Here is a 25584-nt window from a genome sequence, read left to right on the forward strand (position 1 = left end):
TAAAAGAGATCTATTTATGAAAACACAACAAAGCTTAACGGTAAAATACAGCTTACTTATCCTTCTGTTCTTACTACTGTTTATTACCATTTTATATGCTATTGTGTATGTATGGTCAACAACAGCTGAGAAAAATGAATTAAGGGAAATGGCTCTTCAAGAGGAGGACATCATTGAACAGCTTCTTTCATTTAACAATGGTCCTAATACTCGTATAGATGAATCACAGTTTATGTCAGTAAACAGTAATCAACTCTTCTTTTATGTTGTAAATAATCGAGGAGAATTAATTTTGCAAAATGAGCAGCTCTCTTTACTTAAAGGTAAATTTCTTCCTTTAATAAATGATTGGCATCCTAATGATGAGCAAATCAAGACAGAGGCCGTGAACATTGATGAGAAATTTATCAGAGAAAGTAGAGGTCGAGATAAAGAGGAATTTTCAGCTTATACTCCTAAGGAGCAAAATCTGAAAGTCATGATGATTGCTATGCCAATTTACGATCGTAATCAGCTAGTTGGATATCTTTATATCGGTCAAAATATTACGGATTTATCAGATCTATTAAGGGGTTTAATTATTATCTTGGGAATCACTGCACTTATTTTTTCTGGTATTGCTTTTTACTTTAGCCGAGTTATGTCAAGACGAGCAATGGTGCCGATCAGCACAGCATTTAGAAGGCAGCAGGAATTTGTCGCAGATGCATCACACGAGCTCCGAACTCCGTTAAGTGTCATGATGTCTTCTCTTGACATCCTTGAAATGGAGGATGATCAGAGAAACAATATGTCCTCAAGGATGATCGGCAATCTAAAGGATGAGGTAAAACGAATGACAGGCTTGGTTGGCGATCTCCTTCTGTTAGCGCGCTCTGATACAGATGATCCACACGCGATTTCATTTGAGGTTTTTGATATACAGCCTGTTGCGGACCGAACTGTGCAAGCTTTTGAGCCTCATGCTCTTGAGAAAAATATACAGCTTGAATTTGAAGGGGTGTCCTCTCTTACAATTTTCGGTAATAAAGAACGAATAACTCAGTTACTCTACATACTTCTTGATAATGCTATAAAATACTCACAGCAAAATGGCAGGGTTCAGTTATCGATTTCCTCTGAAAAGGATTCTGCCGTCATTTCTGTTTCAGATGATGGGATTGGTATGGATGAAAAAGAACTCCCACATATCTTTGAACGCTTTTATCGAGTTGATAAAGCAAGAACAAGACAGCATGGAGGTCATGGACTAGGCTTATCCATTGCGAAATGGATTGTTGATCTACATAATGGAAAGATTTCTGTTATAAGTAAATTGAATGATGGAAGCACGTTTATCGTGAAATTACCTTTAAAAAGCAGCATGTAGGGTGGAAACTCCTGCAAGCTGCTTTTTATTTATTTGACTAAAATCCCCCCCACTTACCCTGCATTGTAGTCTTGATGGTTTATCCACGATTCGATTTGCATAAAAAAAATTCCTCTCGGCTCTATTTTTCACCGTCTTTTCACCAAACTCTATTAAATTAATATTCATAGCAAGGCATGACACATCAAAAGGAGGTGAATGGATATGAAAAAGAGTCCTTTATTTTGGATAGGATTAAGTATTCTAGCTCTCGTTTCTGTCACGATTGTATTGAATGTAATTGGTCATTTCTTTCATACCTTACATTATATACAACCACATATGGGATATGGACGTGGTGGTGGATCTCATACTTTTTGGTTTTACGGTTACCTAAATAACCTGAATTTCTTGCCCTTCCTTTTTCACATAGGATTAATGATGATTGGTTGGTGGATTTGGAAAAAAGCAGATGGTAGAACCGTCAAGAGGTGGGTTGGAATTCTTTTGCTAACGATTGGATTGTTTTCAATCCTACCATTGCTTTTAGCAGTTCCAATTTTATTCATTGCCGTTTATTTCACTACAAAAAATAAGAAATCAACTGCAGATTACAAGTATGAGCCGACTATTTTTACGTACTCAACTTACCCCTCAACAAATAACATTCTTGATGAATGGGAACGCTCGACTAAAAAGGAGGAAAACAAATAATGGGTATTTTTAAACGAGTAAAAACGATTGCTTTAGCAGATATGAATGATGTGTTGGACAAGCGGGAGGATCCTATTAAAATGGTCAAGCAATATAGTAGAGACCTTGAAGTTGAGCTGGAGAAAGCACAGGCTGCATTAGCGAATCAACTTTACTTAGAGCAGAAGCTTGAGGCTCAAATTAAACAAGTGAAACAGACAATTGAAGACCGTAAAAGACAAGAGCAATTAGCTCTAGAAAAAAACAATGACAACATGGCTAAACTAGCGATTCAAGATCGTCTAGATTCAGAAAAGCAGCTAGCCCTTTTAGAAGATCAATTTTTGTTCATTCAAAATCAAACAAACCAAATAAAAGCTCAAGTCATTACTTTAAAAGAAACTTATGCAGATCTAAAAAATCGCCAGTCCTTATTAATCTCTAGGGCAAATGTTGCTAGTACAACAAATACAATTAATAGTAAAGTCTATTCTTTTCAGTCTAAAAATATTGCGAACGAATTTGCTAGAATGGAAGACAAGGTCTTACACCTAGAAGCTGTAGCAGCAACACATGATTACTTATCAGAAAAGACCGCCCTATATGAAAAAAGCAGTTCTATTGAAGTTGAAGAAGAATTTCTTAAAGCCAAAGAAGCACTGAACAAAAAAAGTGAGTAAAAGTTACAGGGGCCGCTATCGACAGGCCCCTTTACTTTTTACAATTACAGTACATCATACCCCTGATCTTCAATAGCATCCTTCATCTTATCTTTCGTTACTTTTTCCGGATCAAAATCAATACTTACTGTACCTCTATCCAAATCCACCATTACAGTAGATACCCCTTCTAATTTACCTACGCTGCCTTCTATGCTATTTACACAATGTTGACATGACATTCCCTCTACTTTAATTGTGACAGTTTCCATCTTGAAACACTCCTTATTTTTTCATTAACCTTCCAACTGTGACTAACAACTCATCAATAATTTCCTCGTCACCATTTTGAATTTTTTCAACAACACATGTACGTAAGTGACCTTCTAATAGCAATCTCCCAACACTATTTAATGCCGATTGGGTTGCAGAAATCTGAGTAATCACATCATCGCAATAAGTATCTTTTTCAATTAGTGCCTTGATGCCTCTAATTTGTCCTTCAATACGGTTCAAACGAGTAACTAAATTTTTCTTTACTTTCTCTGAGTGATGACTGTTCCTTTGTTCATTAAGATGACACGAATCCTGAAAATCATTCTCTGAGCTCATCCAATCTCCTCCTTATGTATCTTATTCTATTATACCCCCAGGGACTATACAAATCATTTAGTTAATCCCTTAGCAAAAGTCTATATTAAAAGGCCGACACCATTTGTGCCCGCCTTATCTTATGTACTATTTTTTTGTTTGTAGCTGCTTATCTAAATAAAACGTTCCGAATGGGATAAAGGCAAGCAACACAGCCCACAATGCCCATAGGATGGACCACCCTTTTCTAAACTTCACAATTGCCACCATAAGCAGGTAAGCAATAAATAGAAATCCATGGACTGCGCCTACTAACGTAACTGCAAATGGGAAGTCTAAGAAATATTTTAAAGGCATAGCGATGAGTAAAAGAACCAAATATGAAATCCCTTCCAAAATTGCTGTTAAACGTAGTAACCCTAAAGAGGTATGAAACATTCTCTCAACTCCATTTTCTACAACATAGTTCCATTATACATGTCCTTAGGAAAAATAAGGGTATTAAGTTTGACAATTTCATAACATTGCTTGTTCTATGGATAAAGAAATTTTTCCTTTTCCATACTATAAAGGGAGGTGTGTTTCTATGAACTTTTTACATAAATATGGTATTGAGAAACAAAGTGAAGGTGTTATCCTCACTCTTTATGTTTCAGATTTTGATACTGAGTTTGCAAATGAGTTAGGAACATCAGGTACAGCAACACATCAAGATGAAATCAGTGAGTATGCAAAGCAACGGTTTCCTAATTTAAAGATTAATGCCATCAAAATCGTTGCAGGTGGAATACTTATAGGGATGTTCTCTTTTACATCTTTAACACAATCTAAAACAACTGTTAAAGCTGCAACTCAAGATCATACTTTGCTAAATACTCTAACGTATTCCGTTAAAAGTGGTGACTCATTAAGTCTTATAGCAAAAAAGTACCATTTAACAACAAATGAAATAAAATCATTTAATCAATTAACAACTGATACCATCAAAGTTGGACAAGTATTAATAATTCCGCTACTTAAATATGATGTAAAATCAGGTGATTCACTTTCGGGACTGGCAAAGCAATTTGGAACAACAATTGATCGAATTAAACAACTCAACAGCCTAACATCAGACGTGATCTACTTTGGACAATCTTTATATGTTCCTGTATCCGATACAGTATCAACTTTGCCATCGTCTACAACCAATAAGTCAGAAACAAGCACCTACATTGTTCAGTCAGGTGATTCTTTGTCAGTAATTGCTAAAAGGTTTCAAACAACTGTCTTATCTATAAAAGAAGCTAATTCTTTGACAACTGACATCATTAGAGTGGGACAAACATTAAATGTACCAGGAAAAGCAACTGAACTCCCACCAGTAACAACCCAACCATCACAAGAAATAACAAAATATACTGTGGTGAGTGGTGATAGTTTATCTGTTATTGCAAAAAAATTTAATACTAATGTGGAGGCTATAAAAAAACAAAATTCTTTAACAACAGATATCATTTATCTTGGTCAATTGCTACTCATTCCGTCATCAAGTGAAGCTAAATCAAGTGAAGCTAAGTCAACTGTAGAAAATGAAACAGCCTCTGGTACCTATAAGGTTGTGGCTGGTGATACTCTTTCCGGTATCGCAAAAGCATTTGGGCTATCAGTCTCCTTTATAAAAGAAATAAACAACCTAACATCTGATACGATTTACTTAGGGCAAACTCTACAATTAAAAAAGCAGCCAACAACGATTAACTATGTAGTTAAAAGTGGTGACACTCTTTCTGAAATTGCTAAAGAGCATGGTACGACAACAGAAGAAATGATTAGAATAAATCATTTAAATAGTACAAACCTTGCTGTTGGTCAAGTTCTTACCATTAACAGCACGAACGGGACCGCTTCTGCAACACCCGAAAGCTCCATTACTTATCGTACACATATTGTTCAGTCAGGTGATAATATTTGGAACCTTAGTGTAAAATATGGCATACCTCAAGCAGAGCTTTTAAGAGCAAATAATCTAACAACATCAAGTAGATTATCAATCGGGCAAAAACTAAAAATTCCTGTACATCAAATTGCAGTGCAAAATACAGTTAGTGAACGACATGGAGAATATTTAACGTGGTGGACAGAGGCACAATATGTTTTTCCTATTGGCAAGGTTGCAACAGTCATTGATTTTCAGACAGGCAAATCTTTTAAAGTAAAGCGTACAGTTGGAGCCAATCATGCTGACAGTGAAACACTAACAACAACTGATACAAATATAGCCAAAAGTATATGGGGAGGCTTTAGCTGGTCCACACGTGCTGTAATCGTTGAAGTTGACGGCCGTAAAATTGCTGCAAGTATGAGCTTTTATCCCCATGATGTAGACTACGTACGAAATAATGGCATTAATGGGCATTTTGATATTCATTTTAAAGACTCCACAAGACATAAAGATGGTAAGATTGATCCTTACCACCAAGAAAAGATCCGTATAGCTGCCGGTGTTGAATAAAGATAACTAATATACCGTTGAGCTCAAGGCATAGAAAAAAGGGGCCTAATAGCCCCTTTCCATTAATTAGTACCAGCCATATCCATAACCTGGATAACCCGCACCATAACCTGCACCGTATCCACCAGTGAAGCCACCAGCTCCAACAATAATTAAAAGAATAAATAAAACGACTAGTAAAGCAAAGCCGCCGCCATATCCTACTGTACCACTCATTCTAGTTCACCTCCAGATGATTTACCTTAATACAATATGTAAAACGTCTAAAAGTGATCTAGGCATTTGACTAGTAGTCTTCTTTTGCTTCTTTAACTTTAAACTTATGAATCGTGTTCTCAAGCTCGTGAATTGTTTTGGATAAAGATGAGGCAAGATCGCCCAATTCCTCAGCTGCAGCTGCTTGTTCTTCCGTCGTAGCCGTTACTTCCTCCGTTGTGGCAGAAGATTCTTCAGCTACTCCGACCATTTCACTGATTGCCTTTTCAACTTTTTCTTTATTACTATTAATTTTGCTGATTGACTCTTCAATATAATCAATTTCATTTATGATTGAGTCGGTACCAGATAAAATATTTTCAAATGCTTGTTGAGTATCATGGATGGAAGTCGATTGCTCCTTAAATAGTGCAATCGTCGTTTTGACAAGCTCAACTGATTGTTTCGTTTGACTTAAAATACTAGTAATAACAGTTTCAATTCGTAAAGAAGAGCTTTTCGTTTGATCAGCAAGCTTACGGATTTCCTCAGCTACTACTGCAAAGCCTCTACCTGCTGCTCCTGCTCTTGCAGCCTCAATACTTGCGTTTAGTGAGAGTAGATTGGTTTCTTCACTTACGCTCTTAATCATTTCGACAATGTCCTTAATCTGGGCTATTTCTATATTTAATTTGTCCATCGTTGTGTCAACCTGGCCAATATTTGTGCCCATTTCTTCACTTTTCTTTGTTAATTCTTTAATCGTTTCGATTGACTGACTACTTAACTTTTTCGTTGTTTCAGTAATCGATGAAACTTTAACCATATTTCCTGCTACCTCGTTGATTTCACTTGATAGCTCCTTCATTTCACGATTTGTTTTCTCTGAATAATCAACCTGACTAACTGCTCCTCTAGCCACCTCATCAATTGCTGTTGCAATTTGTTCTGAGGCGGATGCAGATTCTGAAGCGATACGTTTTAGATCATTCGAACGGTTAACAGCATAAGCAGAAACCTTTTTATTTTCTTCTATCATGATTGTTATATTATCAATCATATTGTTAAAGCTCGTTCCAAGCTGACCTACTTCGTTTTTATATAAATAATCCGCACGATGGGTAAGGTCTCCCTTTTCAGCTTCCTTCATAATCTCGACGATTCGATGAATTGGTTTAATCATGCTTCTTGCTAAAAAGATACTAACAAAAACAGATAATAAGACAAACGCAAAAATAATGATATATACCAAATAAAGTACGTTTTGAATTTCTTTCATTAAATAAGATTTAGAAGTGGATACTGCTACATTCCAGCCATTTTCAGTTTCTTTAATAGAAATTAAATTGTCTTGTGCATTTTTATGATCTTCAAATTTTGTTCCGATTAATTCTTCTTTATTACTTGAAATCACCATACCATCTTCGTTGAAGATCGTTATTTCTCTCGAAGAGACATCAAGGTCACTTTCAAACACCTTTTCAAAAAGTGTTCCATTAGCAACAAGGATTAGAGTTCCCGTGCGGTTATACTTACGAAATAAATATACGTTTTCGTAATTACCATCTATACCTGACTTCCAAAGTACACCTCTTGATAGATTTTGAACTTCTTCCGAAAGAGTAGAATTTATACTCTCAATATTAGTATCTTTTGCATGACCCTCGTCTCCAAAGATCGTTTTTTCCTCATTAATAAAAAACATGGCTTTTGCATTGTTATTAGTTGAAGTAATGCTTAGAAAAAAGACTACCGCATCTTTATGCAAAAGGAACTTCTCATAATCTGTTAATCCTTCTACTGATTCAAATTTTTCCATTAGCTCTAAATTTGAAAAAGGCACTAACGTTAAATTTTCAATCTCTTTTAATGAGTTATTCACATTTTTTGTTACCTGTACACTAATATCTTCATTCATAGTAGAAACTTTATCTTCAATTGTATTCCTCGATACAAAGTAAACAACGTTTCCAATGATCAAACTAGGAATAATCGTAAATAAAAGCAAAAACATGATAATTCTTGATTTAAGTGTCATCCCATTCAAAAAATGAGGCGTTTTTATTACACTCTTTCTCTTTTTCTTGGAAGCTTCTTCTCTTGATGACGTCCGCTTTATTCTACTCTTTATTCGTTCCATCATCTCTTTCTCCCCCCTTCTTAATTTAAATTGTTAGGAAAAGACATGTAAAATTTATTACAAAGACAAAATTCCTAATCTTTTTCTAACAATTATGTATTCGCTTTCAATTATACTATATTTCGACCAAATTTTTCATAATATTTTAATATTTTCTCTCTTTTCTAGGAGAATTATCATGGTTACGCTTAAACTTACGCATAACTGTCTGTAGTACTCTATTCCTATAAACAATTGTAGAATACTGTCGATAAAATCTAATATAAAACATTTTTTGGGGGGATTTCTTTGTTCAATCATCTTAGATGGAAAAACACCAAGATTGGAGGCAAGTACTTTTACGTATTTTTAGTTGTCATTGTTACCTTTCTAGTTTCAATTTTTATTACGTACGGATTGCTTAATAAAACAAGTCAAACAATTGACCATTCATTAGCAAAAAATGAAATAGCTTTATATAGTTCAGACTTGGCTTCTCTTTATCATGAGAAGTACAGTCAAATTCCAGAATATTTACTTCTTGCTGATGAAGAAAGACTAATGAATTATTTAGAAGACAGCCGAACATTTGTTGACATTGCAAAAAAGTTAAAAGCTCAATTAACAAACAAAGAACAAATTGACATTTTTAATAAAATCATCGAAAACAATCATAAATTAGATGATTATTTCTTTAGTACGATTGTACCGAATGTCCAACAAATTAATTCAGAAGAATTTAACAAGCTACAAGGAGATGCTAGCTCATTAAAAAATGAAACTAGTGAATTAAGCGAACAGTTAAAAACAATCGCAACAGAATCTAACAGAACTTCTTTAACAGAATCACAAAATGCCATATCTACTACGATCAAATTATTAATGATCTCAGTCGCCGTAGCGATTATCGTTTCAACTATCTTACTCATTTTCATTAGCAGAAAAATTTCATCACATTTAAATCAATTGGTTTTAACAAGTGAAGAAATTGCAGGTGGTAACCTAACGTTTGAACCTCTAACGAATGATGGAAATGATGAAATTGGAAAGCTGTCTCAAGCAATTAATCACATGGGTAGTCGTTTAAGAGAAATGATCTTAGAAGTTTCTCATATCGCTTCAGATGTTGATCATCAAAGTTCCGCGTTTGCTGAATCTGCCTCAGAACTAAAACAAGGCAGCACACAGGTGGCAAATACAATTGATGAATTAGCCTCAGGTGTTAACAACCAAGCAAACGAAGTATCAGATATCTCTGAACATATTAAGGAATTCAGTAATCGTTTAATTGAAATGAATCAGGACGGAAGCAAATTGGTGCAGTTTTCCGATGACATGTTAACAGTATCTGTAAACGGCGATCAGCAGATGAAGAGTTCTTTAGAGCAAATGAAGCTTATTCATATGATCGTTGAACGATCGGTTGAAAAAGTGAAAAACCTTGAATTGAAAACGGAATCAATCACAGAGCTTGTTACAGTCATTAAATCAATTGCAGAGCAAACAAATCTTCTCGCACTTAATGCCTCAATTGAAGCAGCAAGAGCTGGAGAAAGCGGGAAAGGCTTCGCTGTTGTAGCCTCAGAAGTTAAGAAACTCGCAAACGAAGTAACAGCTTCAATTGAAAACATTACTTCTATTGTTACTAGTATTAAAGAGGAGACAACATCAATATCAAATGAACTAAATAGTGGGTTTCAAAAGGTAAATGAAGGAACGGAACAAATTGAAGTAACAGGTAAGTACTTCTCAGATATTAAGGAAAAAGTTTACGATATGACAAATCGTGTAAAAAATATCTCATCAGCTTTTCATTATTTTGAACAAACAAGTCAAGAAATCAATCAATCCGTTGAACAAATTGCAGCCATATCTGAAGAATCAGCTGCAGGGTCAGAGGAAATCTCTGCTGCTATCTTCGAACAAACGCAATCAATTGATACTATTTCAACAAGTGCAAGCACGCTATCAAAAATGGTGGTTCGAATGAATGAGATGATTGGTAAATTTAAGGTTTAAGTCAAACTAAAAGATGGAGGTCACAAGGTGCTTAGATACTACAAAAAAACAAGCTTAAGTCTGCTCCTTTGTTTTGTTGTACTCATAACTACAGCCTGCTCGTCAACAGAAAAAGCAACATCAACAAAAACAGCAGGTAAACTTATTACAAATGACAATGTCCCTTACGTTGGATTTTTATTAGATACTCTTGAAGAAGAAAGATGGTACAAAGATAAGCAATTATTTGAGGAACATATTAAGTCATTAGGTGGACAAGTAAAAACTCTTGCAGCCAATGGTCATGATGCTGTTCAACTAAAACAAGCTCAATTGTTAATTGAAGAAGGCGTTGATGTTTTAGTTGTTGTCCCACATAATGCAGAAGAAGCGGCAAAGATTGTGGAACTTGCTCATGAAAATAATATAAAAGTCATATCCTATGATCGACTTATTACTAAGAGTAACCTAGATTACTATATTTCCTTTGATAATGAAAAAGTAGGTGTTTTACAAGCAACCGAAATTGTAAAGAACACCTCAAAAGGGAAGTTTGCGTATATTGGTGGTGCAGAAACAGATAATAATGCTATTTTGTTTAGAAAAGGCGCTATGTCAGTTCTACAGCCATTAATTGATAAGGGAGACATTACCTTAATAGCAGATCAGTATACAGATGGATGGGATCCGAAAGTTGCTGAACAAAATATGAAAGAAGCATTAAAAAAATCAAGTAATCAAGTAGATGCAGTGGTTGCTGCAAATGATGGAACTGCAGGTGGAGTTATTTCAGCACTAGAAGCTGTCGGGCTAGCAGGCAAAATCCCCGTTTCAGGACAGGATGCTGAATTAAACGGTATTAAACGTATTGTTGAAGGCACTCAAACGATGACGGTTTACAAACCGATTAATGTGATTGCGACCCAGGCAGCGGAAATGGCGTTTAAGGTTGCTAAAGGAGAAAATCCAAAAACGGATACTACCATTAATAATAATAAAATAGAAGTTCCTACGATTCTATTAGAGCCTACTGCCGTAACGAAGGAGACAATTGATTCAACTGTTGTGAAAGATGGCTACTTAGCTAAAGAAGATATTTATGGAAAGTAAGGTTATAGGAAACTTTTTATAATCAGAAAGACGCTGGTGACCTGAAATGTAAAGCTACCAGCGTTTTTTCTAATTTTTATTAAACTGCAATTGTACCTTCTTGCTTCTTAACTTGATTTCTTTGCTTTTTTGATTTTCTAAAATAAAGAAGCTCATAAACAACTGGAATCACTACAAGAGTTAAGAGTGTAGCTACACTTAGTCCCCCAATTACTACAATGGCAAGACTTGCAGAAACTAAGTTTCCTGACTCTGCTTCTTTAAATAGTAGTGGTAGCATAGCTGAAATAGTAGCTACTGCTGTCATAATGATTGGTCTCATACGAATGGTTGCAGCTTCAACTACTGCATCACGAATAATCATCGTTTTCTCATTTTGCTTCACTCGATCAAGTAGGACGATCGCATTTGTTACAACAATTCCGATTAACATAAGTGCCCCAAGTAATGCTGTTACATCAACGGAAATACCACTAATCATAATTCCTAGAATTGCACCAATTGCAGCTAGTGGAAGTGAGAACAGAATAGCAATCGGTGCACGAATTGTTTTAAACGTAATCACCATGATTAAGAACACAATTCCAATGGAAGCGAGCATTGTCATAAATAAGTCATTAAAGTCACTTGCTTGGTCTGCACTAGCCCCGCCAACAAACACGTCAATATCATCTGGAATGTCTATTCCTTCTGTTTCTTTATCTCCAAAAATCTTACTATTTACTTCAGTAGAAATTTCTGAAAGTTTTTCAGGATTTACATTAGCTGTTACCCTCACATATTGCTCACCATCTTTATGGAATGTGCTAGTCGGCTCTTCAGTTTGTTGAAGCTGGGCAACCTTCGAAATAGTTGTCATTCCGTTTGCTGTCATAATCGGAACTTCAGATAATTCTTTTTCCGTGTCAGGTGTGTAAACAGGCTCAAGCATGACCATTGTTTGTTGATCATTCACTTCAATTGAACCAAGCGGCGTTTGATTCAGCATAACAGCTGCCTGTTGAGCGATTTGATCAGCCTTAGCCAGACTAGGATCAACAACAAAGGAATAAACAGTTTTTGTTTCATCCTGGTTCGATGAAACCTTTTCAACTCCATCAATATCCTTAATTTCTGCAGTGATCTTTTCTGAAAGATCCGTTAATTCCTCAACATCCTCACCAATCACATCTACGGTAATCGATGTAGAACCGCCACTCATCATAGATGCTTCCGTCACTTCTAATGTAGCATCTTTATATTCTTCTTTCTGTGTGTTCACCTTGTCTATAAATGCTTGCATATCTGCATCTTCTTTCAGAATTGCCATAATCTGAGTTTGGGTTGGATCTCCTACCTCACCATATTTTGCAGAATCCGCTGAGTTCCCAAGTTGTAAATAAACATTTTCAAGCTCATTTTGTTCCATTACAAATTCTTCAAGCTTTGCCGACTCTTCTTTTACTTTTTCTATTGGTGTTTCATTAGGATATTTTAACGACACATAAACATAATCTGCTTTTGTTTTATCTACAGAGCCTTTAGGAAGTAACATATAACCCCCGATTGACCCCGCGAACAGAATAAATGATGTTAAAAGAACAACCCATTTATGATTCAGTGACCAAGTTAAAAATCTAGTAAACTTAACAGAAGGTTTGTGCTCTTTCATTTGTGCATTCTTTAATAATCCTGCACTCATAACCGGAACAATTGTTAAAGCAACGATTAAGGATGCTAGTAATGAATAAGTGATTGTTAAGGCAAATGGTAATAGGAAATCTTGTAAGCTACCTCCTATTAATCCCATCGGTAAAAAGACAGCAACTGTTGTTAACGTCGATGAAGTGATGGCAGATCCTACTTCTTTCGTTGCATCTATGACCATTTTGACTGAAAACTTCTCCGTTTGTGCTCTTCTAAAGATGTTCTCTATCACAACAATACTATCATCTACTAAACGCCCTACCGCAACTGCCACACCACCAAGTGTTAAAATATTTAATGTAACACCCGATTGCGCCAGTAGAAACAGTGTAAAACCTAATGACAATGGAATCGATACGATTGTAATTAATGTTGAGCGTAAATTACGTAAGAAGATCATTATAACTATTGTGGCAAAAAGTGCACCTAATAAAACTTCTTTAATCATACTGTGAACAGATGATTCAACCATATCTGCTGAGGCTAAAACAACGGTTGTTTCCAACTGATCATATTTCTCGTTAATTTCCTCTGATACTTTCTCCGCTTCTTTACTGATCGTTACAGCATTCGATTGACTGTCTTTTGTTATAACAAATGTTAAAGCATCAGATCCATTTACTTTTGTAAGATTGTTATCTTGTTTTTCTATTTTAATTTCTGCTATATCTTTTAAAGGAGCACCTATGATAACTTCTGTATTTTCTAGTTTTTCAATTGTATCAACATCACCAATCACTTTAATGTTAGATGCTTTTCCATCAATAGTGTTCTCAGCAATGGCTGCTGAAACAATCTGTCCCTGAAGCAATGTCATCACACTCTCAATGGACACCTGCTTTTCAGCCATCTTTTTCTCATCTAATTCAACGGATACAAAAGAAGGAATAATACCGTTTGTTTGAATATCTGCTACACCATCAATGTTTTTAAAGTAAGGAACAATTTCATCTTGTGCATATTGTATGGTTTCTGGATTAATACCCTCGTCAAATGTTAAAGCAATGTATGATACCGGAATCATTGATGTATTAAGTTGGACTATATTGGGCTTCATTACATTCTGAGGTAATTGAACATTCGCCAACGCTTCCTCAATTTCACGCTTTGCTTCTTTTTTATCAACACTAGATTCTAGATGAATATCAACTGATGAATAGCCATCACCAGTCGTTGAAAATACATTTTTTTTGCCATTTACTCCGTCTATCGCATTTTCTATTGGGGTGGTAACTTGATCCTCCATCGTGCTTGCATCCATTCCGTTCCCCATCGTTACAACTGAGATAAACGGCTGATCTGCTGAGGGTAAAAATTCCATAGGCAAGCGAAAATAACTTAAAACTCCCATCACTAAAATCAACGTCGACATTAAGAAAACAGCTGCTTTGTTTTTAAATGACCATTTTGTAAACCATGACATAATATAAAACTCCCTTTTCATATTTTTGGTGAATACGAGTAAACTCTCTTAACTCCTTCCTACTCATAAGTAAAATTCGTCTTATCCCGTTAGTTACTACAGTCATTATTTTAATAACAAAAAGTGGAAGCGTTAAATGACCTGAGGTGTAAAATCATCTACGACTTGAGACGTATTATGATTAAAAATAAAAAAAGACAGACGAGTGTCTGCCTTTTTCAACGCATTGTTATATTATTTTTTTCTAGGGATACTAAACCCATTATCAAAAGAAGTAAATCCGATTTTCGGATAATATTCCATTGCTTCAGGAGCAGAAAGCAATAAAAGAGAAACCTCTTCCCCAATTTCCTCTTGTAATAATTTTATAAGATTCTTACCTATTCCAGCTTTTTGATGATCTTTATCGACTGCAAGATCTGATAGATAGCAGCAATAACTGAAATCTGTAATCGCTCTAGCAACACCAATGACTTGATTGTCTGTTCGTGCCGTTATGATAACATCTGCCTGTTCGATCATTTTTTGGAGTCGGTCTAAATCATCAACAGGTCGTCGTATTCCGGAAGCTTTAAAAACTTGTGAAAGCTCAGCTGCACTAATTTTGTCATGGACTTTGTATGTATAATTCATCTACATCTCCCCTTTGTGTTTTTTCTAAGTATATAATGAAGCGAATCGTTATAAAAGCGGTTTTTGGGAAAATTTCTCTTTAATCGGTTGTGGGGATACTTACTATTCGGCGAGGTTTGTAGTGTTAGGCGCTTTGAAAGACAGGAGAAATCAGCTCAAATAAGGAAGTATTTGTACATGATCTTGCTGGCGAGGGATATGTTTGTCTGGATTGAGGCACTGTTTCGAGACACAAGTTTGATCCTTCCAGCTCTGCTTCCTGTCTCGATACTGCCACTATCGAGACTCATTTTCTCTGCTCGCTCTGGCTTCTGTCCTGATTCACCTACTATCGAGACTCATTTTCTCTGCTCGCTCTGGTTTCTGTCCTGATTCACCTACTATCGGGACTCATTTTCTCTGCTTGCTCTTGTTTCTGTCCTGATTCACCTACTATCGGGACTCATTTTCTCTGCTTGCTCTGGTTTCTGTCCTGGTTCACCTACTATCGGGACTCATTTTCTCTGCTTGCTCTGTTTTCTGTCCTGATTCACCTACTATCGGGACTCATTTTCTCTGCTTGCTCTGGTTTCTGTCTCGATTCACCTACTATCGGGACTCATTTTCTCTGCTTGCTCTGTTTTCTGTCTCGATTCACCTACTATCGGGACCCATTTTCTCTGCTCGCTTTGGTTTCTGTCTCGATTCTGCCACTATCGAGACTCATTTTCTCTTCCCGCTCTGCTTTCTGTCCCGATACTGCCACTATCGAGACTCATTTTCTCTTCCCGCTCTGCTTTCTGTCCCGATACTGCCACTATCGAGACTCATTTTCTCTTCCCGCTCTGCTTTCTGTCCCGATACTGCCACTATCGAGACTCATTTTCTCTTCCCGCTCTGCTTTCTGTCCCGATACTGCCACTATCGAGACTCATTTTCTCTTCCCGCTCTGCTTTCTGTCTCGATTCACCTACTATCGGGACTCATCTTCTCTGGCTCGCTCTGGCTTCTGTCCCGATTCCCTCACTATCGGGACCCATTTTCTCTGCTCGCTTTGATTTCTGTCCCGATTCTGCCACTATCGAGACTCATTTTCTCTTCCCGCTCTGCTTTCTGTCCCGATACTGCCACTATCGTGACTCAATTAACTGCTCGCTTCTGTTTTTCTGTCCAGAAACACCCACTATCGAGACTCATTTTCTCTCCCCACTTCGATTTTTGTCCCGATTCTCTCTGTTTCGAGACGCAATTTATTTAGAACAATTCCTGTCCCCATAGAGACTGTAAGCAATACTAGTCCTATACAAACAAAGCCCCCTTTTTAAAACAAAAAGGGGGCTTTTCACCTTACATTATTTATTCTCTAACACCTTAATAAATTCTCTCATATAGTCCGGTAGATCAGGTGGACGACGACTTGACACTAGGTGACCGTCGACAACAACAGGTTCATCAAGCCACTTAGCACCGGCATTTTCCATATCATCACGGATTCCAGGTGTGCTTGTCACAGTTTTTCCGTTCAAAATTTTCGCAGAGATTAATACCCAGCCAGCATGACAGATTTGACCAATTGGTTTTTGATTTTCTTCCATATGCTGAACAATCTCGATTACTTCCTTAAAGCGTCGAAGCTTATCAGGAGCCCAGCCGCCCGGAACGAGTAATGCGTCATAATCGCTTGGATTAATATCTTGAAATTGAAAATCAGAAGTAGCCGGAACACCGTATTTTCCTTTATAAGTAAAGTTCGCATCTTCACCTGCTAAATGAACAGTGGCTCCTTCTTCACGTAATCGATGAATTGGGTACCAAAGCTCCAAGTCTTCAAAATCTTCATGAACAAAGCTTAGTATTTTTTTGCCTGAAAGTCTCATATCCTTTCCCCCTTCTTATACATAGTTTCACGATACCTTAACAATCCAAATAAAACAAATGATTAAACTAGACATCCATTTCGATTAACAGGCTTGCTGTATGTTGATCTGTAATTAACACATTGGCATATTTCCCTTTTAGTGCTCCGTATATAGCTTCCAGTTTTTTGGATCCACCCGCAACCAATATTGATTTCTCTTTTTTGGCTAATTCGTGGAGTTCTATACCGATTGTTCGATTGTTTAGACTTTCTACACAAATCTCACCATTTTTATCAAAAAATCTAGAACAAATTTCTCCAGCTGCTCTTGATTGAATTAAATGTTGGTCTTCCTTTGATAGATATTCAGCTTGTAAAAGAACAGAGTCTACAACAGGTGTCCCAACACTAAATATGGCGATATTTGCCTGTTTACCAAGGTCGAGAATTTTATGAATATGTCGATCAGCTTCAATTGCTTGCTTTACTACAATATGATCTACAATTGCTGGTAACGGTAACAAAAATGTTTGGGTATTATATGCTTCACCAAACAAATGAATGATTTCTGACGCATATGTCTTTGTCTCTGAATGGCTAACCCCGCCATTCAGCTGAACAATTGTTGTATGGCTTAAGGGTCTTTGCTTCAGTCTTGTTGCAACTTCATAAATTGTCGTACCCCATGATGTTGCAATCACATCATAATCTTTTACAATTTTGTTTAGATAGTCAGCTGCAACCTCACCTAGCTGTTTTTTTATATTCGTATTGTCATGTTCAGACATAGAGACAACAATCACTTCTTTTAGGCCGAACTTGTCTCTTAATCGTTCCGTCAATTGTTCACCAGCCTCTACAGGATTATGGATGGTAATCTCAACAATTCCGGAATCCTTCGCTTGTTTTAGCAATCTGGAAACAGTTGGTCTGGAAACGTCTAATTTTTTTGCAATCTCTTGCTGACTATAATCTAATTGATAGTAAAGTCTAGCAGCTTCAATGATTTTATTAAGCTTATCTCTTTCCATTTTCTGCACCTAATTAATTAGACTTTTTTTCTTGCGACAATGACATACAAGAGGCTGACATCCATTTCCGTCAGTCAGCCTCTTCATGTTCTATCTTATTCTTGGATTAACTTTTTCACACGCGCTACTACGTTTTCAACTGTAAAGCCGTATTCAGCTAGAATACGTTTTTCAGGAGCTGAAGCACCAAATGTATTGATTGCTAAAATATCTCCTTCGTCTCCAGTGTAACGATCCCAACCAAGTGGTGAAGCCATTTCTATTGCAAGACGTCTCTTCACTTCTTTTGGAAGAACAGAACGCTTGTATTCCTGAGATTGTGCCTCGAAGCGATCCCAAGCTGGCATACTCACAACAGCTGCTTCAATACCTTCTTGAGCTAATACTTGTTGTGCTTCTATTGCTAAACCAACCTCTGAACCTGATGCTAGTAAAAGAACGTCTGCTGTTTCTTTATTAGCTGGTGAAATCACATATGCTCCTTTTTTCACACCTTCATAAGCTGTTTCGTTCGTACCTTTGATTGTTTTTAAGTTTTGACGAGTTAACACAAGCGCAGTTGGAGTAGATGTTGACTCAATTGCAGTTTTCCAAGCTGCTGCTGTTTCATTTCCATCAGCTGGACGTACAACAGAAAGATTAGGCATTGCACGTAATGATGGAAGCTGCTCGATTGGCTCATGTGTAGGGCCATCTTCACCAACAGCAATACTGTCATGTGTAAACACATATGTTACTGGTAAGTTCATAAGAGCTGCAAGACGAATAGCTGGACGTAGGTAATCTGAGAATACGAAGAATGTTCCTCCGAATACATGTAAACCACCGTGTAATGCCATACCGTTTAATGCTGCACCCATTGCAAACTCACGAACACCGAACCAAATGTTACGGCCACTGTAATCTTCACTTGTGAAATCACCGCTACCGCTAATTGTTGTTTTGTTTGAACCTGCTAAGTCTGCTGAACCACCAAAGAATGATGGAAGACCTTGTGCAATTCCGTTTAACACTTCACCAGAAGAAGCACGAGATGCTAGGCTTGAGCCTTCTTCATAAACTGGAATGTGTTGATCCCAACCTTCTGGAAGCTCACCACTCACTGCATGTTTAAATTGTTTTCCTAACTCAGGAAATTCTTTTTCATATGCAGCTACTAGAGAATTCCACTCTTCTTCTTTCGCTTTTCCAGCTTCATGAACAGTTTTGTTGAAGTGGTCATAAACTTCACCTGGAACATGGAAGTCTTCTTCAAATGTCCAGTCGTAAGCTGCTTTCGTTAATTTAATTTCATCGGCACCTAGTGGAGAACCGTGAGAAGCTGATTTACCTGATTTGTTTGGTGAACCAAATCCGATTGTTGTTTTTACTTCAATTAATGTTGGACGATCTAAGTCTTGTTTCGCTTGTTCAATTGCTGCTGAAATTTCGTTCAAGTCATTTCCGTTTTCAACGCGAATAACTTGCCAGCCTTGTGCTGTGAAACGTTGTTCAACATTTTCAGAGAATGAGCGATCAAGGTCACCATCTAATGAAATATCGTTTGAATCATATAATACAACTAGACGACCTAGTTTTAAGTGAGCTGCTAATGATGCTGCTTCAGAAGAAATACCTTCCATTAAGTCTCCATCACCACAGATTGCGTAAGTATAGTGATCCACTACATTATATGAAGGCTTGTTGTAAGTTTCAGCTAAATGACGCTCAGCCATTGCCATACCTACTGCCATTGCAATACCTTGTCCTAGAGGACCTGTTGTTGCATCTACACCTGGTGTGTGACCAAACTCAGGGTGTCCTGGAGTTTTGCTTCCCCATTGTCTAAATTCTTTTAAATCGTCCATTGTTACATCATAACCTGTTAAGTGAAGAAGGCTGTAAAGTAACATAGAGCCATGACCTGCTGAAAGAACAAAACGATCTCTGTTAAACCAGCTTGGGTTTGATGGATTTACATTCATAAATTTTGTCCATAATGTGTAAGCCATAGGAGCTGCACCCATTGGCATTCCTGGATGTCCTGAATTAGCCTTTTCAATCGCGTCGATTGACAAAGTACGGATTGTTTCAATTGATAACTTTTCTGTTTGTGTTAATTCACTCATTTTATTCCCTCCGATTGTTTCAATTCACTTATAATGACTTTATTATCTTGGATAAGTAATTGACCTGATTTGTGATTTGACCTAACCCATTCTACAACTGATCTCTTTAATTGATTAGCAAGAAGTCGATCAACGGCAGTAGGATAAGGCCCACCACATTGTGACTCATCGATCACAACAGCCTTCCAATCAAGATCAAACTCTTCAAAATGCTTTCCTAATTCCTCTGGGTCTACAGAGTTATCCATTACAAAAAAGGTGTATCCTTCTTTATTCGCTTCCTTGTTCCTAATATGCTGTTTTAATCGATTAATCACATCGTCGTTCACTTGATCCACAACCTCTGCATCTACTGCTAATGCTGTGTCGTTTAATAACCGTGAAGACTCAAATCCAGGTATTTGCACATTAAAAACGCGAACCTTACCATACGATAATGAACTAGCTGTATCCCTAACACTTTCAATGCTTTCAACAATTGAATTTAAAGCAGTATCATAACCTAATGTTGCTTGTGAACCATTTATATTATTGTAATAGCTAATTGGTACTACTAATAATTTAGATGTAAAATGGTCCAGATTAGCTTTTGTGTCCCCTAATAAAATAACCTGATCAAGCTCAGATAATTCACTCGCAATCTTATCTAGCTGTTCGTTCCATATATTAATAGAAAATCGATTCAATCTATACCGATTAAAGCCAAATGTATGAAGTGAATTTCTGTCAAGTTCAGTTTGTTGTATTTTTTTTGCTGAAGCATTCCATTCAATGCCGTAAACCTTATCCCCTTGACTAGATGCTTCTTCTACTAGGGTACGAACGATCTCTGTTGCACCTGCTGAAGCACAACCAAAATGAACTACACCTATCTTCATTATCGTTACCCCTTCTCAAGAAATTTCGTTCAACTCATAATGAACATTTGTAACAATGACTAGTATACACGAAATAGTTGTAAAGATAAATATATAAAACACTAAATTATTAGAAATTTTACTTTTTCTATATTGTAAACGCTTTACAACGCATTGAATTCTTATCACTTTAAAAACAACAAAAAACCGACCTCTCTATTTAATCTACGGTCGGTTTCTTTTCATTTATTGGAAGTGTTATGATAAAAGATGTTTTATTCTTATATGACTCACAATATATCGTTCCATTGTGCTTTTCAATCAGAGATTTACACACATATAATCCAATTCCTGTGCCTAGACTCTTAGTCGTATAAAAGGGCTCAAAGATTGCTTCTTTTGTTTCTTCCGGAATTTCTGGTCCATTATTTGTAATGTTAAACAAGATAGAACCCTGCCTTGTTTCACTTTTAATACATAGTTTACGATCTATTGAGTTATTATGTTTTAAAGCATCTATAGAATTTAAGATAATATTCACTAATACTTGTTTGATTTCATCTTTTACTGCAACGATTGTACAAGTAGGATCTATTGTCATTGATAACTTAACATCACCATCGACGATGCTAGGATAAAGAAACGCTGTGATTTCATCGAAAAGCTTCTTAACCACTATTTCTTCTTTCTGCTTATCAGCTACTTCCAACTTAGAAGCATGTAAGAATTGAGTGATTCTAAATTTTAATTGATCAAGCTCATGCTCTATAGTGTCCATATACTTTAAAGCGGGATTTTCATTTTTCAACAACTTTACAAAGCCCATAACTGATGTAAGGGGATTACGGAATTCATGTACAAAACTAGAGGACATTTGCCCAAGCAGGGATAACCTGTCTTTATGAGATTGATTAACAAACACCATTTTCTCTTTTATCTCAATATCTTTTAGTTCAGTATATCTAGTAACAGCATGATAACAATAACGATCAAAGTGATCATTTATTTGGTTAATAATTGGTTGTAAATCGTTAATTGAAATTCCAGATTTAATAATATACTTTATTACCGTGCTTCTCCCAACATTTACATTGTAAACAAACTCACCAATATTACTCTTACTAAGGACCCGTTCCTTCGCCACTCTATAGGCTAGCTCTTTTATCTCTTCATCTTCGATAGAGCTTTTCAATGATTTCTTCACCAATAAGTACATTTGATGTCCGTTCCCACTCACTCTATCTTTAAAAATATCATCTTCGCGTAAAATGATGCTTTCTTTCCATAATGATAAAAAGTCCTCTTCTGTTTCCTCAAGAAACTTAATTAATTTCTCTACAACAGAAAGAGTCGATCCAGACATAGAGTTCAATATTTATCACCGCTTTCAATGAGTCAAAGGCCTATATAAAAAATTAGACAAAAAACGATAAAAACCCTTTCTATTTTTCATTTTTTTTTAAGGATGATTGATTATTTTTGATTTTAATTTAATCACACCATAATCCAAAGGGAATTTTGTCTTATCCTTTCAATAGGTCATTTGAATGAGATTAAATGATGATTATCAAATGACGCTAAAAAAGAGCATTGAATATTCAATGCTCTACGCTTTACATATTACTTACCCTCTAATAATCCATACTTTCTCCTGAACCTCTGGAGAATTTTCATCCAGCCTGTTGCAAAGAGTAGCAAGAAAAATACATTTGAGATAGCATGAGCTAAATCAAAATATAAACTTGCTCCATAATACGCCAAAATCTCCACTAGTTTTATTTCATCACCGAGACTAACAAAATACCATAGGTTCATCACCCATCCGAATAATATCCCTGTTATAAATCCAAAGATTGCTCTTCCAATTGGTGACACTTGTATCCATGTCCCGCGTAAAAATCCAGCACATAACCCTATCATTCCCCAGGCATACATTTGCCAAGGAGTCCATGGTCCTTGACCCAAAAATAGGTTCGAAACCAAAGCAGCAAGTGCACCAACGACAAACCCACTTTCTGCTCCGAAAACGAACCCTGTAACAATGATCACAAACGTTGTCGGCTGCACACTTGGAATTGAAGCAAACGGGACACGGCTAACCGCAGCAATCGCTGCAAGAATGGCTAAAATAACAAGCTCCCTTCCCATAACCTTTCTTCGTTCAAAACGAATCATAAAAGGAAGGAATGTACCTAGCATAAATAGTACACTAACAAGAAGAAATTGCTGCTCCGCAATGAGTGTTCCGCAGAGTAGGATGAAGGTGATGATTAAGACAGAAATTAGTAGTATTATTTTTGGACGTCCCAAGACAATCGAGCCTCCTCAACCGTTAAGGCATCAGGAATATGACTGCCTCTTGTCATTCGATTTACGACCGTTGTATAAAATGCATTTCCTTGAAAAAAACGCTTAGAAGGGGCTTCTGTTGTAATAGACCCTTGAAACATCATGGCACATCTTGTTGAATAACTTGCCGCAAATTCAATATCATGTGTAACCATTACGATCGTTAAACCTTGTTTTTGTAGTTCTTTTAGCAGCTCTCCGAATTGCTGTTTAGAATCTGGATCAAGCCCTTTCGTTGGTTCATCCACAAGAAGTAAGGAGGGCTGTGGCAACAGCACCCCAGCTAGGGCCGCCTTTTGCATTTCCCCTCCACTAACGTCATATGGATGCCGCATTAAAAGATGCTCTAGGTTAAAAAGATCGAGCAACTCTTGCATCCTTTTTTCTCCAGCATTTACATGATGATATAAAATAATCTCTTTTAGCTCATCTTCAATCGTATCTTGTAGAAAAAATAACTTAGGGTTTTGTGGGAGAAAGCCTATTTCATTAGGAAGTTGTTTTTTCACTTTTTTACCTTTGTAATAAATTGAACCTCTCTGTGTTCTAGCTAAGCCTGCCATCACCTTTAAGAGCGTAGATTTTCCAGTACCATTAGCTCCGACTATTGTTAGCCATTCCCCTTCATATACGCTTAGGGATAAGTCATTTAATATTTTGTTCGTGTCCTTCGAATATTGGAAGTCAAGGTGCTTTACCTGTAAAAGTACATTTTGGTAGGGTATATTCTCTGTGGTTTCATTTGTAACTTTAACTTGCAAATTATTTAACCACTTCTTCCCTTCCTTAACAGACAAGGGGATCAAACCAGAATGTTTTTCAGAGCTTTGATCTAAAAATAATCTTGCAGGGCTTGGTAAGTAATTGTACATCGCATGATTCTTATCTAGTCCAAGCCTTTGAATAACACTACGCGGATGATCAAAGTAAAGCATTTCACCTTTATCCAACACCATTGCTCGGTCGGCAATCGCAAATAGCTCTTCTAACCGATGCTCTGCAATAATAACTGTGATGCCAAATTCTTCATTCATCGTTTGAAGCATTCCGATAAACTCTCTTGCTGCAACAGGATCTAATTGAGACGTTGGCTCATCAAGTAATAATACCTTAGGCTCCGTTAACAGAACAGCCGCTAAGTTAACAAGCTGCTTTTGTCCTCCAGAAAGCTCATATGTTTTTTTATCAAGTAAACCTTCTATACCGAAGAAATGGACAATCTCTGCTACTCGCTTTCTCATCTCTTCTGTCGATACTCCCATATTTTCTAGCCCAAAAATAAGTTCTTCTAAAACCTTGTCCATCACGATTTGATTTTCTGGATCTTGAAAGACCATGCCGATCCTTTTTGCAGCTTCTTCTGCTTCAATAGTTGAAAGGGAGTTATTCTCTATGAAGAAATCACCTTTTTTTTCTCCGTGTGGAGCAATTTCTCTCTTAATAAGCCGGAGTAAAGTAGATTTTCCACTTCCAGATGGACCACAAAGAACGATAAATTCCCCCTGTTCAACTGAAAATGAAACGTCCTTTAATACAGGTTTTTTTTCATCAGGGTAAGTAAAGCTTATATTTTTTGCTTCCAAAAATGCCATCGAACTGTATCCCTCCCCTCAATAAATAGTGGGATGGCAAGATATAGAGTGAAAACGCCAAGATAAAACCATTCTCTTCCTTGGATAACTGGTGATTCTAAAATAGGATAAATGCTTAACACCCCATCTCCCAGCCACCAGCCTGCTACTGCTACACTTCCTATCAATAGTAACGTAAACAGTACAAGCCAATCTTGTATTTTCATTTTAAAAGGCGTATATTTGCTTCTTTTTTTTAGACCGTACCCACGTGCGGCCATAGAATCTGCGGTTTGAATGGCTTCCTCTAAAGACCATGTTAATAAAATTTGTATAAGTAAAATACCGTTCTTTGCACGAGTTCGAATTTTCCCCTCTGAAACAGACAAACCCTTCCCTTTTTGTACCGATTCTATTTCTCTTAATCTACGTTTTAACAATGGCACAAATCTCATAGAAAGCATCGTTAGTAAAGCCCATTGAGGAAGTATCCTAGAGAAAAGAAATAAAAACTTCTCAGCTGTGATCACAAGGTTATACGAAGCAAATAAAACCAATAGCGTAAAGATTGATAATGCTAAAATCACTCCCTGTATAATTGCCTCTAACATGACAGGATTATGATATAAATAAAATAAAATATGAGTTCCTCTTCGATTGATTAAAGGATTAATAATTAGAAAGAAAATAGATAGAAAAAACATCATAACAAGCCAGCTTCTTAATGTTTTCCCCTTATCAAGCTGTAAATGAAAAAAAATGAACAAAAGAGCTGCAACAAATAAAAACACCGGATGCTTATAAAGCATGACCAGTGCTGCTGCGCCCACATAATAAAAAAAACTAACAAAAGGATGAAAGCTATGAATTCCTCTATTCATG

Annotated in this window: 20 protein-coding genes and 1 pseudogene; 6 read left to right on the plus strand and 15 right to left on the minus strand. The window is 36.6% G+C overall.

Translation table 11 applies throughout. The annotated features are described in order from the left end of the window. The first annotated feature begins 16 nt into the window (after nucleotides 1-16). The 3 genes from D9842_RS16060 to D9842_RS16070 all read left to right on the plus strand — a co-directional run bounded on the left by D9842_RS16060 (nucleotide 17) and on the right by D9842_RS16070 (nucleotide 2721). On the plus strand, nucleotides 17-1369 hold the full coding sequence (locus D9842_RS16060; protein ID WP_162987453.1) for a sensor histidine kinase: 1353 nt from the start codon (nucleotides 17-19) through the stop codon (nucleotides 1367-1369). Nucleotides 1370-1573: 204 nt separating this feature from the next. Then, nucleotides 1574-2062 (plus strand): hypothetical protein, encoded by a 489-nt coding sequence (locus D9842_RS16065; protein ID WP_121663366.1) that lies wholly within the window; start codon nucleotides 1574-1576, stop codon nucleotides 2060-2062. Next, the gene (locus tag D9842_RS16070) at nucleotides 2062-2721 is read left to right on the plus strand and encodes a PspA/IM30 family protein (RefSeq protein ID WP_121663367.1); all 660 of its coding nucleotides are present in this window, start codon (nucleotides 2062-2064) and stop codon (nucleotides 2719-2721) included. The genes D9842_RS16065 and D9842_RS16070 overlap by 1 nt, the downstream gene beginning before the upstream one ends. Nucleotides 2722-2765: 44 nt before the next feature. Here D9842_RS16070 and copZ read toward each other — a convergent pair whose 3' ends face one another. The 3 genes from copZ to D9842_RS16085 form a co-directional block, all read right to left on the minus strand. Next, nucleotides 2766-2972 carry a copper chaperone CopZ gene (gene copZ / locus D9842_RS16075; RefSeq protein ID WP_121663368.1) on the minus strand — a complete coding sequence of 69 codons (207 nt, stop codon included), beginning with the start codon at nucleotides 2970-2972 and terminating at the stop codon, nucleotides 2766-2768. 13 nt (nucleotides 2973-2985) lie between these two features. After that, nucleotides 2986-3312 carry a metal-sensitive transcriptional regulator gene (locus tag D9842_RS16080; RefSeq protein ID WP_121663369.1) on the minus strand — a complete coding sequence of 109 codons (327 nt, stop codon included), beginning with the start codon at nucleotides 3310-3312 and terminating at the stop codon, nucleotides 2986-2988. Between the two features lie 126 nt (nucleotides 3313-3438). Further along, nucleotides 3439-3729 carry a DUF3817 domain-containing protein gene (locus tag D9842_RS16085; protein WP_121663370.1) on the minus strand — a complete coding sequence of 97 codons (291 nt, stop codon included), beginning with the start codon at nucleotides 3727-3729 and terminating at the stop codon, nucleotides 3439-3441. A 148-nt stretch (nucleotides 3730-3877) separates the two neighbouring features. Between D9842_RS16085 and D9842_RS16090 the strand changes: the two genes are divergently transcribed. Further along, nucleotides 3878-5785 carry a LysM peptidoglycan-binding domain-containing protein gene (locus D9842_RS16090; RefSeq protein ID WP_162987454.1) on the plus strand — a complete coding sequence of 636 codons (1908 nt, stop codon included), beginning with the start codon at nucleotides 3878-3880 and terminating at the stop codon, nucleotides 5783-5785. Nucleotides 5786-5923: 138 nt separating this feature from the next. On the opposite strand, the pseudogene D9842_RS26350 reads toward D9842_RS16090, so the two are convergent. Together D9842_RS26350 and D9842_RS16100 are read right to left on the minus strand one after the other, a co-directional pair. Further along, nucleotides 5924-6001: pseudogene (locus tag D9842_RS26350) on the minus strand (YjcZ family sporulation protein); the annotation flags it as partial. A gap of 70 nt (nucleotides 6002-6071) precedes the next feature. After that, a complete protein-coding gene (locus D9842_RS16100; protein WP_121663373.1) occupies nucleotides 6072-8123 on the minus strand; it encodes a methyl-accepting chemotaxis protein in 2052 nt (683 codons plus the stop codon). A gap of 285 nt (nucleotides 8124-8408) precedes the next feature. Here D9842_RS16100 and D9842_RS16105 point away from each other — a divergent pair, with 285 nt between their 5' ends. After that, on the plus strand, nucleotides 8409-10118 hold the full coding sequence (locus D9842_RS16105; RefSeq protein WP_121663374.1) for a methyl-accepting chemotaxis protein: 1710 nt from the start codon (nucleotides 8409-8411) through the stop codon (nucleotides 10116-10118). 27 nt (nucleotides 10119-10145) lie between these two features. After that, nucleotides 10146-11207, plus strand: a complete 1062-nt coding sequence (locus tag D9842_RS16110) for a sugar ABC transporter substrate-binding protein (RefSeq protein WP_121663375.1) — start codon at nucleotides 10146-10148, stop codon at nucleotides 11205-11207. A 79-nt stretch (nucleotides 11208-11286) separates the two neighbouring features. On the opposite strand, the gene D9842_RS16115 is transcribed toward D9842_RS16110, so the two are convergent. The 10 genes from D9842_RS16115 to D9842_RS16160 form a co-directional block, all read right to left on the minus strand. After that, on the minus strand, nucleotides 11287-14316 hold the full coding sequence (locus D9842_RS16115; RefSeq protein ID WP_121663376.1) for an efflux RND transporter permease subunit: 3030 nt from the start codon (nucleotides 14314-14316) through the stop codon (nucleotides 11287-11289). 234 nt (nucleotides 14317-14550) lie between these two features. Beyond that, nucleotides 14551-14949: a GNAT family N-acetyltransferase gene (locus D9842_RS16120; protein ID WP_121663377.1), complete on the minus strand. Its 399-nt coding sequence runs from the start codon at nucleotides 14947-14949 to the stop codon at nucleotides 14551-14553. A 1331-nt stretch (nucleotides 14950-16280) separates the two neighbouring features. Continuing rightward, nucleotides 16281-16805, minus strand: coding sequence for a type 1 glutamine amidotransferase domain-containing protein (locus D9842_RS16125; RefSeq protein ID WP_121663378.1), 525 nt, complete (start codon nucleotides 16803-16805; stop codon nucleotides 16281-16283). 67 nt (nucleotides 16806-16872) lie between these two features. After that, nucleotides 16873-17817, minus strand: a complete 945-nt coding sequence (locus D9842_RS16130; protein WP_121663379.1) for a DNA-binding transcriptional repressor DeoR — start codon at nucleotides 17815-17817, stop codon at nucleotides 16873-16875. A gap of 95 nt (nucleotides 17818-17912) precedes the next feature. Continuing rightward, nucleotides 17913-19925 (minus strand): transketolase, encoded by a 2013-nt coding sequence (gene tkt / locus D9842_RS16135; RefSeq protein ID WP_121663380.1) that lies wholly within the window; start codon nucleotides 19923-19925, stop codon nucleotides 17913-17915. Then, nucleotides 19922-20803, minus strand: coding sequence for a 6-phosphofructokinase (locus D9842_RS16140; protein WP_121663381.1), 882 nt, complete (start codon nucleotides 20801-20803; stop codon nucleotides 19922-19924). The genes tkt and D9842_RS16140 overlap by 4 nt, the downstream gene beginning before the upstream one ends. A 199-nt stretch (nucleotides 20804-21002) precedes the next feature. Further along, complete coding sequence (locus D9842_RS16145; protein ID WP_121665091.1) at nucleotides 21003-22145, minus strand: histidine kinase N-terminal domain-containing protein; 1143 nt, start codon at nucleotides 22143-22145, stop codon at nucleotides 21003-21005. Nucleotides 22146-22402: 257 nt separating this feature from the next. Next, entirely contained in the window at nucleotides 22403-23092 is a 690-nt protein-coding gene (locus D9842_RS16150; protein ID WP_232273817.1) for an ECF transporter S component, read from the minus strand. Next, a complete protein-coding gene (locus D9842_RS16155; RefSeq protein ID WP_121663382.1) occupies nucleotides 23074-24723 on the minus strand; it encodes an ABC transporter ATP-binding protein in 1650 nt (549 codons plus the stop codon). Before D9842_RS16155 ends, D9842_RS16150 begins: the two co-directional genes overlap by 19 nt. After that, a complete protein-coding gene (locus D9842_RS16160; RefSeq protein ID WP_121665093.1) occupies nucleotides 24696-25583 on the minus strand; it encodes an energy-coupling factor transporter transmembrane component T in 888 nt (295 codons plus the stop codon). Before D9842_RS16160 ends, D9842_RS16155 begins: the two co-directional genes overlap by 28 nt. Between the last annotated feature and the right edge of the window lies 1 nt (nucleotide 25584).

The sequence above is a fragment of the Metabacillus litoralis genome, assembly GCF_003667825.1.
Lineage (GTDB): Bacteria > Bacillota > Bacilli > Bacillales > Bacillaceae > Metabacillus > Metabacillus litoralis_B.

Excerpts from the sequence above, each read along its gene's own strand:
- D9842_RS16100 (WP_121663373.1), bottom strand. The coding sequence starts at position 8,123 with ATGATGGAACGAATAAAGAGTAGAATAAAGCGGACGTCATCAAGAGAA.
- D9842_RS16140 (WP_121663381.1), bottom strand. The coding sequence starts at position 20,803 with ATGAAGATAGGTGTAGTTCATTTTGGTTGTGCTTCAGCAGGTGCAACA.
- D9842_RS16090 (WP_162987454.1), top strand. The coding sequence starts at position 3,878 with ATGAACTTTTTACATAAATATGGTATTGAGAAACAAAGTGAAGGTGTT.
- D9842_RS16070 (WP_121663367.1), top strand. The coding sequence starts at position 2,062 with ATGGGTATTTTTAAACGAGTAAAAACGATTGCTTTAGCAGATATGAAT.
- D9842_RS16060 (WP_162987453.1), top strand. The coding sequence starts at position 17 with ATGAAAACACAACAAAGCTTAACGGTAAAATACAGCTTACTTATCCTT.
- D9842_RS16065 (WP_121663366.1), top strand. The coding sequence starts at position 1,574 with ATGAAAAAGAGTCCTTTATTTTGGATAGGATTAAGTATTCTAGCTCTC.
- D9842_RS16080 (WP_121663369.1), bottom strand. The coding sequence starts at position 3,312 with ATGAGCTCAGAGAATGATTTTCAGGATTCGTGTCATCTTAATGAACAA.
- copZ (WP_121663368.1), bottom strand. The coding sequence starts at position 2,972 with ATGGAAACTGTCACAATTAAAGTAGAGGGAATGTCATGTCAACATTGT.
- D9842_RS16145 (WP_121665091.1), bottom strand. The coding sequence starts at position 22,145 with ATGTCTGGATCGACTCTTTCTGTTGTAGAGAAATTAATTAAGTTTCTT.
- D9842_RS16155 (WP_121663382.1), bottom strand. The coding sequence starts at position 24,723 with ATGGCATTTTTGGAAGCAAAAAATATAAGCTTTACTTACCCTGATGAA.
- D9842_RS16120 (WP_121663377.1), bottom strand. The coding sequence starts at position 14,949 with ATGAATTATACATACAAAGTCCATGACAAAATTAGTGCAGCTGAGCTT.
- D9842_RS16160 (WP_121665093.1), bottom strand. The coding sequence starts at position 25,583 with ATGAATAGAGGAATTCATAGCTTTCATCCTTTTGTTAGTTTTTTTTAT.
- tkt (WP_121663380.1), bottom strand. The coding sequence starts at position 19,925 with ATGAGTGAATTAACACAAACAGAAAAGTTATCAATTGAAACAATCCGT.
- D9842_RS16125 (WP_121663378.1), bottom strand. The coding sequence starts at position 16,805 with ATGAGACTTTCAGGCAAAAAAATACTAAGCTTTGTTCATGAAGATTTT.
- D9842_RS16130 (WP_121663379.1), bottom strand. The coding sequence starts at position 17,817 with ATGGAAAGAGATAAGCTTAATAAAATCATTGAAGCTGCTAGACTTTAC.
- D9842_RS16115 (WP_121663376.1), bottom strand. The coding sequence starts at position 14,316 with ATGTCATGGTTTACAAAATGGTCATTTAAAAACAAAGCAGCTGTTTTC.
- D9842_RS16085 (WP_121663370.1), bottom strand. The coding sequence starts at position 3,729 with ATGTTTCATACCTCTTTAGGGTTACTACGTTTAACAGCAATTTTGGAA.